The sequence below is a fragment of the Pantoea sp. MBLJ3 genome, assembly GCF_000816655.1.
Classification (GTDB): domain Bacteria; phylum Pseudomonadota; class Gammaproteobacteria; order Enterobacterales; family Enterobacteriaceae; genus Pantoea; species Pantoea eucalypti.
Genome location: NZ_JSUT01000011.1, coordinates 1 through 15,281 on the forward strand (window position 1 = coordinate 1; position 15,281 = coordinate 15,281).

18 protein-coding genes are annotated in these 15,281 nt (G+C 54.5%); 2 read left to right on the plus strand and 16 right to left on the minus strand.

Annotated features, from left to right (window positions below):
• The 9 genes from NP77_RS15690 to fkpA all read right to left on the minus strand — a co-directional run.
• A partial coding sequence (locus NP77_RS15690) for an elongation factor Tu (RefSeq protein WP_039660805.1) occupies positions 1-759 on the minus strand: 759 nt, incomplete at its 3' end.
• Between the two features lie 68 nt (positions 760-827).
• Positions 828-2,942, minus strand: a complete 2,115-nt coding sequence (fusA, locus tag NP77_RS15695; protein ID WP_003852908.1) for an elongation factor G — start codon at positions 2,940-2,942, stop codon at positions 828-830.
• An 87-nt stretch (positions 2,943-3,029) separates the two neighbouring features.
• On the minus strand, positions 3,030-3,500 hold the full coding sequence (gene rpsG / locus NP77_RS15700; RefSeq protein ID WP_003852909.1) for a 30S ribosomal protein S7: 471 nt from the start codon (positions 3,498-3,500) through the stop codon (positions 3,030-3,032).
• A gap of 96 nt (positions 3,501-3,596) precedes the next feature.
• The gene (gene rpsL, locus NP77_RS15705) at positions 3,597-3,971 is read right to left on the minus strand and encodes a 30S ribosomal protein S12 (protein WP_003852912.1); all 375 of its coding nucleotides are present in this window, start codon (positions 3,969-3,971) and stop codon (positions 3,597-3,599) included.
• 124 nt (positions 3,972-4,095) lie between these two features.
• Positions 4,096-4,383, minus strand: coding sequence for a sulfurtransferase complex subunit TusB (gene tusB, locus NP77_RS15710; RefSeq protein WP_003852914.1), 288 nt, complete (start codon positions 4,381-4,383; stop codon positions 4,096-4,098).
• A gap of 9 nt (positions 4,384-4,392) precedes the next feature.
• Positions 4,393-4,752 (minus strand): sulfurtransferase complex subunit TusC, encoded by a 360-nt coding sequence (gene tusC / locus NP77_RS15715; RefSeq protein ID WP_008926258.1) that lies wholly within the window; start codon positions 4,750-4,752, stop codon positions 4,393-4,395.
• A complete protein-coding gene (gene tusD / locus NP77_RS15720) occupies positions 4,752-5,138 on the minus strand; it encodes a sulfurtransferase complex subunit TusD (protein ID WP_039660806.1) in 387 nt (128 codons plus the stop codon). Before tusD ends, tusC begins: the two co-directional genes overlap by 1 nt.
• Entirely contained in the window at positions 5,138-5,860 is a 723-nt protein-coding gene (locus NP77_RS15725; RefSeq protein ID WP_003852919.1) for a transcriptional regulator, read from the minus strand. The genes tusD and NP77_RS15725 overlap by 1 nt, the downstream gene beginning before the upstream one ends.
• A 166-nt stretch (positions 5,861-6,026) precedes the next feature.
• Entirely contained in the window at positions 6,027-6,872 is an 846-nt protein-coding gene (gene fkpA, locus NP77_RS15730) for an FKBP-type peptidyl-prolyl cis-trans isomerase (RefSeq protein WP_003852921.1), read from the minus strand.
• A 269-nt stretch (positions 6,873-7,141) separates the two neighbouring features.
• Between fkpA and NP77_RS15735 the strand changes: the two genes are divergently transcribed.
• Positions 7,142-7,360 carry a SlyX family protein gene (locus tag NP77_RS15735; protein WP_003852923.1) on the plus strand — a complete coding sequence of 73 codons (219 nt, stop codon included), beginning with the start codon at positions 7,142-7,144 and terminating at the stop codon, positions 7,358-7,360.
• 95 nt (positions 7,361-7,455) lie between these two features.
• Here NP77_RS15735 and slyD read toward each other — a convergent pair whose 3' ends face one another.
• From slyD to kefG, 4 genes are all read right to left on the minus strand, one after another.
• The gene (slyD, locus tag NP77_RS15740; RefSeq protein WP_003852924.1) at positions 7,456-8,022 is read right to left on the minus strand and encodes a peptidylprolyl isomerase; all 567 of its coding nucleotides are present in this window, start codon (positions 8,020-8,022) and stop codon (positions 7,456-7,458) included.
• Positions 8,023-8,219: 197 nt separating this feature from the next.
• On the minus strand, positions 8,220-8,414 hold the full coding sequence (locus NP77_RS15745) for a YheV family putative zinc ribbon protein (protein WP_003852926.1): 195 nt from the start codon (positions 8,412-8,414) through the stop codon (positions 8,220-8,222).
• Between the two features lie 23 nt (positions 8,415-8,437).
• Entirely contained in the window at positions 8,438-10,246 is a 1,809-nt protein-coding gene (kefB, locus tag NP77_RS15750) for a glutathione-regulated potassium-efflux system protein KefB (RefSeq protein ID WP_003852928.1), read from the minus strand.
• Positions 10,247-10,798: a glutathione-regulated potassium-efflux system ancillary protein KefG gene (gene kefG / locus NP77_RS15755; protein ID WP_003852930.1), complete on the minus strand. Its 552-nt coding sequence runs from the start codon at positions 10,796-10,798 to the stop codon at positions 10,247-10,249.
• A gap of 112 nt (positions 10,799-10,910) precedes the next feature.
• Here kefG and NP77_RS15760 point away from each other — a divergent pair, with 112 nt between their 5' ends.
• Positions 10,911-12,815 carry an ABC transporter ATP-binding protein gene (locus NP77_RS15760; protein WP_003852931.1) on the plus strand — a complete coding sequence of 635 codons (1,905 nt, stop codon included), beginning with the start codon at positions 10,911-10,913 and terminating at the stop codon, positions 12,813-12,815.
• Positions 12,816-12,845: 30 nt separating this feature from the next.
• Here NP77_RS15760 and tauD read toward each other — a convergent pair whose 3' ends face one another.
• From tauD to tauB, 3 genes are read right to left on the minus strand one after another with little or no spacing between them, the layout of a single operon-like run.
• Complete coding sequence (gene tauD, locus NP77_RS15765) at positions 12,846-13,685, minus strand: taurine dioxygenase (protein ID WP_039660808.1); 840 nt, start codon at positions 13,683-13,685, stop codon at positions 12,846-12,848.
• The gene (gene tauC / locus NP77_RS15770) at positions 13,682-14,509 is read right to left on the minus strand and encodes a taurine ABC transporter permease TauC (RefSeq protein WP_003852935.1); all 828 of its coding nucleotides are present in this window, start codon (positions 14,507-14,509) and stop codon (positions 13,682-13,684) included. Before tauC ends, tauD begins: the two co-directional genes overlap by 4 nt.
• Positions 14,506-15,273 carry a taurine ABC transporter ATP-binding subunit gene (gene tauB / locus NP77_RS15775; RefSeq protein ID WP_039660809.1) on the minus strand — a complete coding sequence of 256 codons (768 nt, stop codon included), beginning with the start codon at positions 15,271-15,273 and terminating at the stop codon, positions 14,506-14,508. The genes tauC and tauB overlap by 4 nt, the downstream gene beginning before the upstream one ends.
• Positions 15,274-15,281 lie beyond the last annotated feature (8 nt).

A 15,281-nucleotide genomic window follows, 5' to 3' on the forward strand; every position in this document is an offset into this window, starting at 1 on the left:
TTTCGCAGTATCTTTGATACCAACGATTTCAACTTCGTCGCCGACTTTAACGATGCCGCGCTCAACACGACCGGTAACAACAGTACCACGGCCAGAGATTGAGAATACGTCTTCGATTGGCAGCAGGAACGGCATATCGATCGCACGCTGTGGTTCTGGGATGTAGTTATCCAGATGCTCAGCCAGTTCGATGATTTTCGCTTCCCACTCAGCTTCGCCTTCCAGCGCTTTCAGAGCAGAACCACGAACGATTGGAGTGTCGTCGCCTGGGAAGTCATATGCTGACAGCAGGTCACGAACTTCCATTTCTACCAGTTCCAGCAGCTCTTCATCATCAACCATATCACACTTGTTCAGGAACACGATGATGTAAGGAACGCCAACCTGACGACCCAGCAGGATGTGCTCACGGGTCTGTGGCATTGGGCCATCAGTCGCAGCAACAACCAGGATCGCGCCGTCCATCTGCGCAGCACCGGTGATCATGTTTTTCACATAGTCGGCGTGGCCTGGGCAGTCAACGTGCGCATAGTGGCGGGTTGGGGTTTCATACTCAACGTGTGAAGTGTTGATGGTGATACCACGTGCTTTCTCTTCTGGTGCGTTATCGATCTGATCGAATGCACGAGCCTGACCGCCGTAAGTTTTAGACAGTACGGTGGTGATAGCTGCAGTCAGGGTGGTTTTACCGTGGTCGACGTGACCGATGGTGCCCACGTTTACGTGCAGTTTGTTACGCTGAAATTGCTCTTTCGCCATGGCGATAATTCCTTACGTTGTGCCTTCACCCTTTAGGTGAAGGCATCAGTTCAAATTTAAACCGTAGCTTATTTGCTACGAGCTTCAATAACGGCCTGCGCTACGTTGTTCGGCGCATCGTCATACTTCAGGAACTCCATGGAGTAAGAAGCACGACCTTTGGTCAGAGAACGCAGCTGAGTTGCGTATCCGAACATCTCAGACAACGGAACTTCAGCGTGAATCTGAACGCCAGTAGCGTTAGATTCCTGCCCTTTAAGCATACCACGACGACGGCTAAGGTCACCGATGACATCACCCGTGTTCTCTTCTGGCGTTTCAACTTCAACCTTCATGATAGGCTCAAGCAGGACTGGTGTCGCTTGTTTAAAGCCTTGTTTGAAGGCAATAGACGCGGCCAGTTTGAACGCCAGTTCTGAGGAGTCAACATCGTGGTAAGAACCGAAGTGCAGACGCACGCCCAGATCCACAACCGGATAGCCGGCCAGAGGGCCTGATTTCAGCTGTTCCTGAATACCTTTGTCAACCGCAGGGATGTATTCACCAGGAATCACACCACCTTTGATATCGTTGACGAATTCGTAACCTTTCGGGTTAGAACCTGGCTCCAGTGGGTACATGTCGATAACAACATGACCGTACTGACCACGACCACCAGACTGCTTGGCGTGTTTACCTTCAACATCGGTAACTTTGTTACGAATCGCTTCACGATAAGCAACCTGTGGTTTACCCACGTTCGCTTCAACGTTGAACTCACGCTTCATACGGTCAACGATGATGTCGAGGTGCAATTCACCCATACCAGCGATGATGGTCTGGTTAGATTCTTCATCAGTCCATACGCGGAATGATGGGTCTTCTTTCGCCAGACGGCCCAGAGCCAGACCCATTTTTTCCTGGTCAGCTTTGGTTTTCGGTTCAACGGCGATAGAGATTACCGGCTCCGGGAACTCCATGCGCTCAAGGATGATGACGTTATCTGGGTCACACAGGGTGTCACCAGTGGTCACATCTTTCAGGCCGATCGCAGCTGCGATATCACCCGCACGAACTTCTTTAATCTCTTCACGCTTGTTAGCGTGCATCTGAACGATACGGCCCAGACGCTCACGGTTTGATTTAACCGGGTTGAATACGGTATCACCCGTGTTAACAACACCAGAGTAAACGCGGAAGAACGTCAGGTTACCCACGAATGGGTCGGTAGCGATTTTGAACGCCAGTGCAGCAAACGGCTCGTTGTCATCAGAGTGACGAACAGCCGGCGTGTCTTTACCGTCGTCCAGCATACCGTTAATCGCGGTAACGTCAGTCGGTGCTGGCAGATATTCAACAACTGCATCCAGCATCGCCTGAACACCTTTGTTCTTAAATGCAGAACCACAGGTTACCAGGATGATTTCGTTGTTCAGAACACGCTTACGCAGAGATGTTTTGATCTCTTCTTCAGTCAGTTCTTCACCACCGAAGAATTTCTCCATCAGCTCATCAGAGCCTTCAGCAGCGGCTTCAACCAGCTTCGCATGCCATTCTTCAGCCAGTTCCTGCATATCAGCTGGGATATCTTCGTAGTCGAAGGTTACACCCTGATCTGCGTCGTTCCAGTTGATTGCTTTCATTTTCACCAGGTCAACAACACCGGTGAATTTCTCTTCTGCGCCGATAGCCAGCTGCAGAGGAACTGGAGTTGCGCCCAGACGAACTTCCATCTGTTTAACAACTTTCAGGAAGTTAGCACCCATGCGGTCCATTTTGTTAACGAACGCAATGCGTGGAACTTTATATTTGTTAGCCTGACGCCATACGGTCTCAGACTGTGGCTGAACGCCACCAACTGCACAGTAAACCATTACCGCGCCATCAAGCACACGCATAGAACGTTCAACTTCGATGGTGAAGTCAACGTGTCCTGGGGTGTCGATGATGTTGATGTGGTGTGGTTCGAACTGCTTTGCCATACCAGACCAGTAACAGGTGGTCGCAGCGGAAGTGATGGTAATACCACGTTCCTGTTCCTGCTCCATCCAGTCCATGGTTGCTGCGCCGTCATGTACTTCACCGATTTTGTGGTTTACACCGGTGTAGAACAGAACGCGTTCGGTAGTGGTAGTCTTACCGGCGTCGATGTGCGCACTGATACCGATGTTACGGTAGCGGGCAATGGGTGTTTTACGAGCCATTTGATTCCTCTGATTCTCGGGCGTTCAAGGTAAGTCGACCCCAGCGGGTTGGCTGATTGAGCGCCCGCTGGTTTAACTACGTGGTAATTACCAACGGTAGTGTGCGAACGCCTTGTTGGCTTCTGCCATGCGGTGAACGTCTTCACGTTTCTTCACTGCAGTACCTTTGTTCTCTGCAGCATCAGAAAGTTCGTTCGCCAGGCGAAGAGCCATTGATTTATCACCGCGTTTACGAGCAGCATCTACGATCCAGCGCATTGCCAGAGCATTACGACGAACCGGGCGGACTTCAACTGGTACCTGATAAGTAGAACCACCAACGCGACGTGACTTAACTTCGACAGTCGGACGCACGTTTTCCAGGGCTACTTCAAAAGATTCCAGTGCGTTTTTACCTGAACGCTGAGCCAGGGTCTCGAGCGCGGTATAAACGATTGATTCTGCAGTAGATTTTTTACCATCTACCATCAGGATATTTACAAATTTGGCCAGCAGCTCTGATCCGAACTTAGGATCTGGCAGAATTTTACGCTGACCAATGACGCGACGACGTGGCATGGAAATACTCCGTTGTTAATTCAGGATTGTCCAAAACTCTATGAGTTTATTATGACATTTAATTTAAAACGTTTGGCCTTACTTAACGGAGAACCATTAAGCCTTTGGCTTCTTCACGCCGTACTTGGAGCGAGCCTGCTTACGGTCTTTAACACCTGAGCAGTCAAGCGCGCCACGAACGGTGTGGTAACGCACACCTGGCAGGTCTTTTACACGACCGCCACGGATCAGGATCACGGAGTGTTCCTGCAGGTTATGACCTTCACCACCAATGTAGGAGGTAACTTCAAAACCGTTGGTCAAACGCACACGGCAGACTTTACGCAGTGCGGAGTTTGGTTTCTTAGGAGTGGTGGTGTACACACGAGTACAAACGCCACGTTTTTGCGGGCAAGCTTCCAGCGCCGGCACGTTGCTCTTTGCAACTTTGCGGACGCGTGGTTTGCGAACCAGCTGGTTAACTGTTGCCATTAAATAGCTCCTGGATTTGCTTTTGCTTCGTAAACACGTAATAAATCGCCTCGTAGAATTACGAGGAGGCAGAATTTTAGGGCTGAGTCAAAGGGGTGTCAAGAAATAACCAGGTTTTAGCCGATTACCACACGATTTGTTGCTGATGCCTGATCGTTAGCGTGACAAAGCCATTATAGTCTATTGACTGTACGCTGCTCGAAATTTGTCCAGCGAGACCGCGAGCCTGAACATCTTCGTCCAGCACCCACAGCGTCAGGCCGCTCTCTGAGAGCCGCATTAATGCACGGCTTCCGGTTAAGGCGGCCAGCACTCCATCCTGCAACAGCAGCAGGTCATCTCCGGCGCCCGCCATTAAAAGCAGAGTATCAAGATCACTGTAGGCCGGTGAGTGCATTAAAGTGTGCAGCATTAACGTCTCTTAGAAAGTAAGAATGCGATCGTAGCTGGCCAGCATCTGCCGCAGTGCCGGCGCGTCCAACAGGGTAACATCCAGCAACCGGTCAGCGTCAACCTTTAACCCTCGCGCAATCAGGGAGTCCTGGCAGAGATAGCATTGTTCAATGTCATACAGCGGCAGCACGCCAAAGGTCGCGGCATAGTGACGGCTCTTAATCGTCTCTGGTTGCTGATGAAGATTAAGCTGCAATACGCCATCACCAATAAAAAACAGGCCGATATCGTCACTGAGCGCGCCCGTGGCCAGCGCGGCATCCAGCCCTTCGCGCCCTGCACTGCTGCCGTGCGGCGCACGGGTAAAAACAAATGCGACACGATTCATCAGAACTGCACCATGCGTTCACAGCTCAGCGCGGCTTCCGCCAGCGCACCCAACCCACTCAGGGTAAAACCCGGCTGCAGGTTACTGCCCGCCAGCTGGAGCCGGTCCGCTTCCTGCGAATCGCTGACGCCGCGACGCAGCCCGGCCGCGACACAGATGTTCAATGCCACACCATGCTCCTGATGCAAGGCCTGCCACGCACGTACAAGGTCAAATTCATCACTGGCAGGCGCGGTGAGCTGGTTAGCATTCAGCACCCCTTCGCGATAGAAGAACACGCTGTCGAGTTGATGGCCCGCCGTCAGCAGTGCACGGGCGAACAGGTATGCACTGGTCGCCTGTTGCGTCCCATAAGCCGGGCCGGTCACCATCAGGGTGTAGCGCATTACCGATCCTGTCCCACAAAGTCGCCATTTTTAAACTGACGGATGTAGAGATAGACAGTGTGTTTCGAAATGTTCAGCCGATCCGCAACCTGGTTGATGGCATCTTTGATGTCGAAGATCCCCTTCTCATACAGGTTCAGCACAATCTGACGATTCTTGGCGTTGTTCGATACATTGCGGTCAGCACTCACCTCTTCAATGGTGAACTCCAGCGTCTGCATCACCAGATCATCGACCGAACTGGCGAAGTTGACATTGGAGTCAACCTGCTGCATCTCGGGTGGCATAAAGGTCGACATGATTTGTGAAAACGGCACATCAAGGTTCATGTTGATGCAGAGCAGGCCAATGACCCGTTGCTGACGGTTGCGAATCGCAATGGTGACAGACTTCATCAGCACGCCGCTTTTGGCGCGCGTGAAATAGGCACGGGAGACATTGCTGTCCGCGCCATGCATGTCGTGCAGCATACGCAGGGCTAAATCAGTGATAGGCGAACCGACTTTACGACCGGTGTGTTCTCCATTGGCGATACGTACGGCCGAACACTTAAGATCTTCAAGCGAATGCAGGACAATTTCACAATGCGAGCCGATCAGCATCGCCAGGCCATCCACGACAGCCTCGTACGATTTCAGAATATCGTAATCGGATTGTTCGAACGGGCGCTGCTCCAGAAGATCGAAGTCGCTCAGTTCACCCGGATTGAATGGATTAGACATTGAAGAGTATCACCCTGAATGGCTGGAGCCTGTCACAGCGGCTTATGGGCAGACTCAATATTGGGATAATTAGGCAGGCATTAGTCTGGCAAATGTCGTCGGCTTATGCCAGAGGTTTGTCGTGAAGCTAAAATGAAACCGCCGCCCGGAGGCGGCGGTCAGCAGATTACTGCGCTTTTTCTGCCGCAGCAGGCGCAGGCGCCTGTGCTTTTTCATCTGCTTTAGGCGCTGGTTTGATATCAAGCAGTTCAACATCAAATACCAGGGTGGAGTTAGCCGGGATGCCCGGAACGCCATTTTTGCCGTAAGCCAGATTTGGTGGGATCACCAGCTTGATCTTGCCGCCTTTCTTCACATGCTTCAGACCTTCGGTCCAGCCTGGGATAACACCATCCAGACGGAACGAGAGTGGCTCACCACGGGTATAAGAGTTGTCGAATTCAGTACCATCAATCAGCGTACCTTTGTAGTTCACCACTACGGTATCGCTGTCTTTAGGTGCGTCGCCGGTCCCTTCTTTCTCAACTTTATACAGCAGGCCGCTTTCGGTTTTCTTCACGCCGCTCTCTTTAGCAAATTTGGTCGCGAACGCTTCACCCTTTTCAGAGTTCTCTTTTGCATCTTTTTCCATTTTCGCTGAGGCTGCGCCTTTCACGCGGCCTTCAAAGGATTGCAGCGTCTGCTCAATCTCTTCATCAGACAGTTTGCTCTTACCACCAAATGCATCCTGAACACCAGCAATCAGCTGCTGCTTATCCAGTTTGATGCCCAGTTTTTCCTGCTCCTTCAGGGAGTTGTCCATGTAGCGACCCAGTGAAGCACCCAGTGCGTAGGCAGACTGCTGGTCTTCATCTTTGAAAGCAGCATTCTTAGGTGCCTGTGGCGCGGACTGTGGCGCAGCAGCGGGTGCAGCCTGTGGGGCCGCAGCGGTGTCTGCCGCCATTGCCAGCGGAGCATTCAGTGCAACAGCCATGGTGGTAGCTAACAATGTGACTTTAAACAGTGATTTCATCCATTCTCCAAAACCGAAGCGTCTAACCTCGGGAAACATTGCGGACTTCAGGGTCCACACTATAACTTTACGTGGCAGTGGCGAACACTCCCACAATGTAATTACCCGGTCTACCTCCGACCTTTATAACATCGGGAAGTTTCATCAGAGATGATGCCGCGCAGCCTTTTTTCAAGCGCAACGCTGGAGGTAGTGAAAAAAACAGGTGATTCCTGGCATTCAGGTCGTAGAATCACGCCCCGAGTCGCACCTTAACAGAGGAACAGGTCATGCAACAATCTGAGTGGGAACAGCGTCTGGAGACGTTAGAGAGTAAACTGGCCTTTCAGGAGATGACGATCGATCAGCTAAACAGCGCAGTGGTTCAGCATGAGCTTGAGATGAATAAAATGCGTGAACAGATGCGCATTTTAACTGACAAGCTCAAAGCGAATGCGCCCTCGATGGTCGCCTCACAGTCTGAAGAGACGCCGCCCCCGCACTACTGATCGCGGGCCATCTGGCCCCGGTTCAGCCGGGCTGAACCAGAGTAACGACCAAAAGAAAGGCCACCCGGAGGTGGCCTTTAAAGGACTGTTGAGACTTAGTGGCTGCAACCGCAACCGCCAGTTCCGCAACCGCCTTTACCGTGATCATGGTCGTGGTCGTGATCATGGCCGTGATCGTGGTCATGATGATGGCCATCTGCACCGTGAACATGGCCATGAGCCAGTTCTTCTGGTGTGGCTTCACGGATAGCAACCACTTCAACGTTGAAGTTCAGGTTCTGACCCGCCAGCATGTGGTTACCATCAACCACGACGTGTTCATCTTCAACTTCAGTGATTTCTACTGGCACCGGACCCTGATCGGTCTCTGCCAGGAAACGCATGCCAACCTGCAGTTCATCAACACCCATGAACACGTCTTTAGGAACGCGCTGCACCAGGTTGTCGTCATACTGACCGTAAGCATCGTTTGCCGGGATATGCACGTCAAACTTGTCGCCGGCAATGTGGTTTTCCAGCGCATTTTCCAGACCAGAAATCAGGGAACCATGACCGTGCAGGTAGTCTAACGGTGCACTCACCGGTGACTCGTCAACTAACACGCCGTCTTCTGTACGTACCTGATAGGCCAGGCTTACCACCAGGTCTTTTGCTACTTTCATGATATCTCCTAACCGTTGAGAGCTGAGATCCCGTCTCATTGGTCTATTCTTGCGTGCAATAACACCAACCAGAAAGGTTCGGGGCTGAGTACAAGAGGGATTTCACATTCTCTTGCGACTTAAGCCTTAATGGCGGTAATTGTAACGGAATTCAATCCCGCTGTAAGTTCAAGCGTAAAAAAAGCTGCCCGATTCCGCTACTCAGGATGGAAAATGCCAATAACCTGTTCATTTGAGCGAACCTGATCGCGCGCCTGCTTATCCGCCTCGCGCATCTGATGACCACACTTCACGCACTCCACCACATCAACATTATTTTCACGCCACATCGCCAGCGTGTCCTTTTCCTGACAGTGCGGGCATGTCGCACCGGCAATAAAACGTTTACGCATTAGCTTCTGCCTGTTTTAAGAGATTATTGGTCATCGTCCCAGCCGTCGAACTGCCGCTTCTCGTGCTGCATTTCGCGCTGGAAGATATCTTCCAGTTCACGTCGTGCTTCACGGACTCGTGAAGCCTGCGCCGCACTTTCAGAGAGATTAGGCATCAGCTCACGCAACATCCGCATATCAAGCCGGCGGAAATGTTGCTGGGCGCGGTGCGCCTGATGCGGATGCATTCCCAGCGTCATCAATGTTTTACGTCCCAGCTCCAGCGCACTGGAGAACGTCTCACGCGAGAACTGCGTGACGCCTGCCTGTAACAGCTCATGGGCCTCGACGCGGCCACGGGCGCGCGCCTGAATCTGCAGCTGCGGAAAATGCTGCTGGCACAGATGCACGATCGTCATCACATCTTCCGGTTCATTGCAGGTGATGACAATTGACTGCGCGTTGGCTGCACCGGCTGCCCGAAGTAACTCCAGTTCGGTAGCATCGCCGTAATAGACCTTATAGCCATATTTCCGCATCAGACTTACCACACTGATGTCGCGCTCCAGCACGGTGATGCGTTTATTGTTCGCCATCAACAAGCGTCCCACCACCTGACCGAAGCGACCAAAGCCCACCACAATCACCTGTGGCTGATCATCTTCAACAAAGTGTTTTTCTGCATCTTCATCCGTCTCGTTGAAGCGGCGTGCCAGCAGACGATCGACTCCCTTCATCAGCAGCGGCGTGGTCATCATCGACAGCGTCACCGTCACCAGCAGCATCGGCAGTTGCTCGCCTGAGAAGAGCTTTGCCGAGGATGCCGCTGAAAATAGCACAAAGGCGAACTCACCACCCTGACTCAGCACACCCGCGAACTGCTGTCGCTCTGAACTGCGCAGGCCATAAATGCGCGCCAGCACATAGAGCACCCCTGTTTTCACCGCCACCAGCGTCACCACACCCAGCAGGATGGTCACAATATGGGTATAGAGCACACCGAGATTGAGCGCCATGCCTACCGAAATAAAGAACAGGCCCAGCAGTAAACCTTTGAACGGGTCGATAGCCACTTCCAGCTCATGGCGGTATTCACTCTCCGCCAGCAGGATCCCGGCAATAAACGTACCCAGCGCCATCGACAGGCCCAGCGCATCCATAAACAGCGCGGAACCCAGCACCAGCAGCAGCGACGCCGCGGTAAAGACCTCGCGCACGCCCGATGCGGCGATGTAACGGAAGATTGGCCGCAGCAGATAGCGTCCGCCTACCAGCATGCCGGCAAACGCCAGCACTTTCATGCCAACCTTCATCCAGTCGATATGGCCGCTGTCGGTCCCGGCCAGCAGCGGGATCAGCGCCAGGGCAGGAATAACCGCGATATCCTGGAACAGCAGCACCGAAAAACCCAGCTGACCCGCTTCGCTGCGGTTCATGCCTTTATCCATCATCAGCTGCAGCGCCATGGCGGTCGAGGACATCGCCAGGCCAATCCCGCCGATGATCGCCGCCTGCCAGCTAAAATGGGTCAGCCACAATAAGCCGCCGAGAATGGCTGCGGAGAAGATGACCTGCGCCGCGCCGACCCCAAAAATGGAGCGGCGCAGCGCCCACAGCTTTGCCGGGTTCAGCTCCAGCCCGATAATAAACATCAGGAAAACCACGCCGAGCTCAGAGAAGTGAAGAATCTCGTCGACGTCGCTGATAAAACCTAATCCCCACGGGCCGATGGCGATACCCGCCACCAGATAACCCAGAACTGCACCAATACCGAGGCGAGCCGCCACCGGTACAATCAAGACCGCCGCGACCAGATAAATCACCCCCGCGGTCAGCAGCGTTTGCCCTTCCATCTATACCCCTCCATTCAGCAGCGGTGCCGCGAGCCAGTCACCATAAGCGCGGGCGTAATTTTTCAATAATTCAGGACTCTGACGACGTGCCATGTAAACAATCATCGGCGGCATCCAGTGCATACGGCACATCCGGGCGGTCAGCTCAAAAGGCCGCATAATGTCATTGAGCGAATAGCGGTTCAGACCCTGCTGCTTAAAGGCACTTTCCGGTTCGCCGGTCGTCACCACGCTGCGCCAGTATTTACCTTCAAGTGCATTGCCATCCACGCCATTGGCGAAGCCGCGGGACAGAACCCGATCCAGCCACTCTTTCAGCAATGCCGGACAGCTGTAGGTATAGAGCGGATGCTGAAAAATGATCACGTCATGTTCGCGCAGTAACTGTTGTTCATGATGAATATCGATAAAAAAATCCGGATAGGCCGCGTACAGATCGTGCACGGTGACGTGTTCCAGTGCCTGAGCCGGCTGTAACAAAATCCGATTCGCGATCGAATCCTGTGATTCCGGATGAGCATAAAGCAGCAAAACCCTGGGTGGCTGCGACATCCTTTCCCTCCAAAGCGTCGTCATTGGTGCGGTTTTCAGCTACCATGCACGACGCAGCAAAATCTCATTATGTTGCCAGTAAATTAACATATTCTGACGATACGGCGCTTACATGATTGTCTTCTCAGCCTTACAAATTCGCCGCGGCATCCGCGTCCTGCTCGACAATGCCACCGCCACCATTAATCCCGGTCAGAAGGTCGGGCTGGTGGGTAAAAACGGCTGTGGGAAATCCACGCTGCTGTCGCTGTTAAAAGGTGAAATCACCAGCGATGCCGGCACCGTCACGTTCCCCGCTCACTGGGCGCTGGCCTGGGTGAATCAGGAAACGCCAGCGCTGGATAAAGCCGCGCTGGAGTACGTGATTGATGGCGATCGCCAGTTTCGTCAGCTTGAAGCCGAGCTGGCGGACGCCAATCTGCGTGACGATGGCAATGCCATTGCGCTGCTGCATGGCCAGCTGGACGCGGTGCAGGCGTGGAGCATTCATGCGCGCGCCTCAAGCCTGTTGCACGGCCTGGGCTTCAGTCAGGAGCAGTTGCAACGGCCGGTCAGCGACTTTTCTGGTGGCTGGCGCATGCGCCTCAATCTGGCACAGGCGCTGATTTGCCGTTCCGATCTGCTGTTGCTGGATGAACCGACCAACCACCTCGATCTCGATGCGGTGATCTGGCTGGAGCGCTGGCTGAAAAGTTATGAAGGCACACTGATCCTAATCTCGCACGATCGTGACTTCCTCGATCCGGTCATCGACAAAATTATTCATATCGAACAGGAGTCGATGTTCGAATATACCGGCAACTACAGCTCCTTTGAACGGCAGCGCGTCGCCAAGCTGGCTCAGCAGCAGGCGCTGTATGAGAGTCAGCAGGAGAAAGTCGCGCATTTGCACAGCTACATTGATCGCTTCCGCGCCCAGGCGACCAAGGCGAAGCAGGCACAGAGCCGCATCAAGATGCTGGAGCGCATGGAGATGATTGCGCCCGCCCATGTTGATAATCCATTCAGCTTCACCTTCCGCAAGCCGGAAAACCTGCCTAATCCACTGATGAAGATGGAGAAGGTCACCGCAGGTTATGGCGATCGCATCATTCTCGACGCGATCAAGCTCAACCTGGTGCCAGGCTCACGCATCGGCCTGCTGGGACGTAACGGAGCCGGTAAATCCACCCTGATTAAGCTGCTGGCAGGTGAGCTGGAGGCGATGCATGGCAAGATGGGGCTGGCGAAAGGGATCAAGCTTGGTTACTTCGCCCAGCATCAGCTGGAGTACCTGCGGGCCGATGAGTCACCGCTGCAGCATCTGTCGCGCATTGCGCCTGACGTGCTGGAACAGCAGCTGCGCGACTATCTGGGCGGCTTCGATTTCCGCGGCGACAAAGTCACGGAGAACACTGAGCGCTTCTCCGGCGGTGAGAAAGCGCGACTGGTGCTGGCGCTGATTGTCTGGCAACGCCCTAACCTGCTGTTGCTCGATGAACCAACTAACCACCTGGATCTTGATATGCGCCAGGCGCTGACCGAAGCGCTGATCGACTTCGAAGGTGCACTGGTGGTGGTCTCGCATGACCGTCACCTGCTGCGCGCGACCACGGACGATCTCTATCTGGTGCATGATGGCAAAGTGGATGTGTTTGAGGGCGACCTCGAAGATTATCAGCAGTGGCTGAGCGATCTGCAGAAACAGCAGGCGCAACAGGATGCCGCGCCGAAACTGGATAACGGTAACAGCGCCCAGGCGCGTAAAGATCAAAAGCGCCGTGATGCCGAACTGCGCACTCAGACCCAGCCGCTGCGCAAAGAGATAGAGAAGCTGGAAAAGCAGATGAGCAAATGGCAGAGCCAGCTGGCCGATGCCGAAGCGCAGCTCGCAGACAGTGCGATTTATGATCAGAGCCGAAAAGCGGACCTGACCACTGCACTCAAGCGGCAGGCGGAAAGTAAATCTGCGCTGGAAGAGGTTGAGATGGCGTGGCTGGAAGCCCAGGAACAGCTCGAACAGATTATGGCCTCATAAAAAATCTCCCCGCTTGCGGGGAGATGCTTTTTAACGGGGTTTGTCGCCCAGTACCGTTGCCCGCTGCATGATCCGACGGGCCGGATAATAGTCGGCATTGGCATAATGCTGCGTGACCCGATTATCCCAGATAGCCAGATCGTCTGGCTGCCAGCGCCAGCGCACCTGAAACTCCGGTTTGGTAGCGTGCGCAAACAGGAAGCCCAGCACCGCATCACTCTCCTTCTCGCTTAAATCCAGGATCCGCGTGGTAAAGCCTTCATTCACAAACAGCGCTTTTTTGCCGCTGACCGGATGCGTGCGGATTACCGGATGCTGCACGGGTGGATGTTTTGCCACCGCCTGCTGCCAGCGCAGATGTTCTTCCTCCGTTTTGCGGTACTTATACTCCTGGAATGATTTTTTAAAATCATGCTCGGCGCGGAGACCCTCCAGCAACTGCTTAAAAGGCACTGACAGCGCCTCGTAAGCGGCGATGCCACTGGTCCAGAGCGTGTCACCGCCCGCATCCGGTAAGACTTTGGAGGCCAGCAGCGCGACAGCCGGCGGTGTTTCGATAAAGGTGACATCGGTGTGCCAGTTGTCATTATCCGGCGGATTATCCTGATGGGTATCGAGCACGATAATCTCTTCGACGCCCTCCGCATGGGGATAGACCGGATGGATATGCAGGTCGCCAAAACGGATCGCCAGTGCGCGATGCTGTTCCGGCGTTATTTTCTGGTCCCGCAGAAACAGCACCTGATGACGCAGCAAGCCATGATACAGCTGCTCAAACTGCGCATCACTCAATGGCCGTGAGACATCCAGGTTTGAGACCTGCGCGCCTATGTAAGGGCCAAGCGGGGTAAAACTCAGACGTTCATTCATGATTGTTCTCCACTCCAGGGCGTCAGACGGCGCTGCAACGCACGAAGCCCGAGTTCTAAGCTAAAAGCGATAAAAGCAATCACGGCGATACCCGCCAGCACCACATCGGTGGCGAGGAATTCTCCCGCTGACTGCACCATAAAACCGAGGCCACGCGTGGCGGCAATCAGCTCCGCCGCCACCAGCGTTGACCAGCCCACCCCGAGCCCAATGCGCAGGCCGGTCAAAATCTCCGGCAGCGCGCCCGGCAGAATCACCCAGCGCAGCAGCTGCCAGCGGTTAGCTCCCAGCGAGCGCGCCGCACGAATCCGTACCTGCTGGGTGTTACGCACCCCGGCCAGCGTGGAGAGCGTCACCGGCGCGAAGATGGCCAGGCTGATCAGCAGGATTTTCGACGTCTCACCAATGCCAAACCAGATCACCATCAGCGGCAGATAGGCAAGTGGCGGAATCGGGCGATAAAGCTCAATAAGCGGATCAAGCAGACCGCGAGCTACCGGGCTGAGGCCCATCAGAATCCCCACCGGAATGCCGATGACGGCCGCCGCGGTCAGCGCAATCAGCATCCGCGTCAGGCTGGCGGCCAGATGCTGCCACAGCGTGGCATCCATAAAGCCCTGGGCGCTGGCAATCAGCAGCAGCTTGCTGAACACCTGCTGTGGCGACGGCAGGAACAGCGGAGCAATCAGGCCCAGCGCGGTCACGCCCCACCAGAGCAGCAACAGCAGAGAGAGACTCAGCATGCTCAGCGTGAACGTGGTTGAAAATGGCCAGCGCAAACGACGGCGCACCGGCAGAGACTTGTCGTGGATTAACGCGCTCATGCAAACGCCTCCCGCTGGTCAAATACGCGGCTCAGCACATATTCGCGCTGGGCGATAAACTGCGGATCGGATTTTATGCTGCGGCACGACTCACCTGCGGCAAAGCGCTGACCAAAGCCGGGCCGCAAGCGTTCCACGATGCGGCCGGGTCCTGGCGACAGCAGAATCAGTTCGCTGGCCAGGAAAATAGCCTCTTCTATATCGTGCGTAATCAGCAGGATCTGTTTACCGCTGTCGCGCCACAGCGTCAGCAGCAGGGTCTGCATCTGCTCGCGGGTAAAGGCATCCAGTGCGCCAAATGGCTCGTCAAGCAGCAGCAGTTGCGGATCGGTCGCCAGCGCGCGTGCAATGCCGACCCGCTGCCGCTGACCGCCTGACAACTGCCAGATGGCGCGCTTCTCCGCCCCTTCCAGCCCCACCTGCCTGATGAGCTTCCGTGCGATGGCCTCGCGCGCCGGACGCGACATCCCCGCCAGCTGCAGACCAAAGGCAACGTTATCCAGCACGTTACGCCATGGCAGTAAGCCTTCATGCTGAAACACCACGCCGCGCTCCGCACCAGGCCCCGTCACTGGCTGGTTATCCAGCGTGATGCTGCCCGACTCCACCGGCAGAAATCCGGCAACCAGATTGAGCAGCGTGGTTTTGCCGCAGCCGGAGGGGCCGAGCACCACCAGCAGTTCATGGCTATCCAGCTGCAGATTGATATCCTGCAACACCGGTTGTCCGGCATAACGGGCATGAAGATGAGCGATACGCAGCATCGTGCCTC

Bases quoted from the DNA above. Each gene is read 5' to 3' on its own strand.
- fusA (WP_003852908.1), bottom strand. From the start codon at position 2,942: ATGGCTCGTAAAACACCCATTGCCCGCTACCGTAACATCGGTATCAGT.
- rpsG (WP_003852909.1), bottom strand. From the start codon at position 3,500: ATGCCACGTCGTCGCGTCATTGGTCAGCGTAAAATTCTGCCAGATCCT.
- rpsL (WP_003852912.1), bottom strand. From the start codon at position 3,971: ATGGCAACAGTTAACCAGCTGGTTCGCAAACCACGCGTCCGCAAAGTT.
- tusB (WP_003852914.1), bottom strand. From the start codon at position 4,383: ATGCTGCACACTTTAATGCACTCACCGGCCTACAGTGATCTTGATACT.
- tusC (WP_008926258.1), bottom strand. From the start codon at position 4,752: ATGAATCGTGTCGCATTTGTTTTTACCCGTGCGCCGCACGGCAGCAGT.
- tusD (WP_039660806.1), bottom strand. From the start codon at position 5,138: ATGCGCTACACCCTGATGGTGACCGGCCCGGCTTATGGGACGCAACAG.
- NP77_RS15725 (WP_003852919.1), bottom strand. From the start codon at position 5,860: ATGTCTAATCCATTCAATCCGGGTGAACTGAGCGACTTCGATCTTCTG.
- fkpA (WP_003852921.1), bottom strand. From the start codon at position 6,872: ATGAAATCACTGTTTAAAGTCACATTGTTAGCTACCACCATGGCTGTT.
- NP77_RS15735 (WP_003852923.1), top strand. From the start codon at position 7,142: ATGCAACAATCTGAGTGGGAACAGCGTCTGGAGACGTTAGAGAGTAAA.
- slyD (WP_003852924.1), bottom strand. From the start codon at position 8,022: ATGAAAGTAGCAAAAGACCTGGTGGTAAGCCTGGCCTATCAGGTACGT.
- NP77_RS15745 (WP_003852926.1), bottom strand. From the start codon at position 8,414: ATGCGTAAACGTTTTATTGCCGGTGCGACATGCCCGCACTGTCAGGAA.
- kefB (WP_003852928.1), bottom strand. From the start codon at position 10,246: ATGGAAGGGCAAACGCTGCTGACCGCGGGGGTGATTTATCTGGTCGCG.
- kefG (WP_003852930.1), bottom strand. From the start codon at position 10,798: ATGTCGCAGCCACCCAGGGTTTTGCTGCTTTATGCTCATCCGGAATCA.
- NP77_RS15760 (WP_003852931.1), top strand. From the start codon at position 10,911: ATGATTGTCTTCTCAGCCTTACAAATTCGCCGCGGCATCCGCGTCCTG.
- tauD (WP_039660808.1), bottom strand. From the start codon at position 13,685: ATGAATGAACGTCTGAGTTTTACCCCGCTTGGCCCTTACATAGGCGCG.
- tauC (WP_003852935.1), bottom strand. From the start codon at position 14,509: ATGAGCGCGTTAATCCACGACAAGTCTCTGCCGGTGCGCCGTCGTTTG.
- tauB (WP_039660809.1), bottom strand. From the start codon at position 15,273: ATGCTGCGTATCGCTCATCTTCATGCCCGTTATGCCGGACAACCGGTG.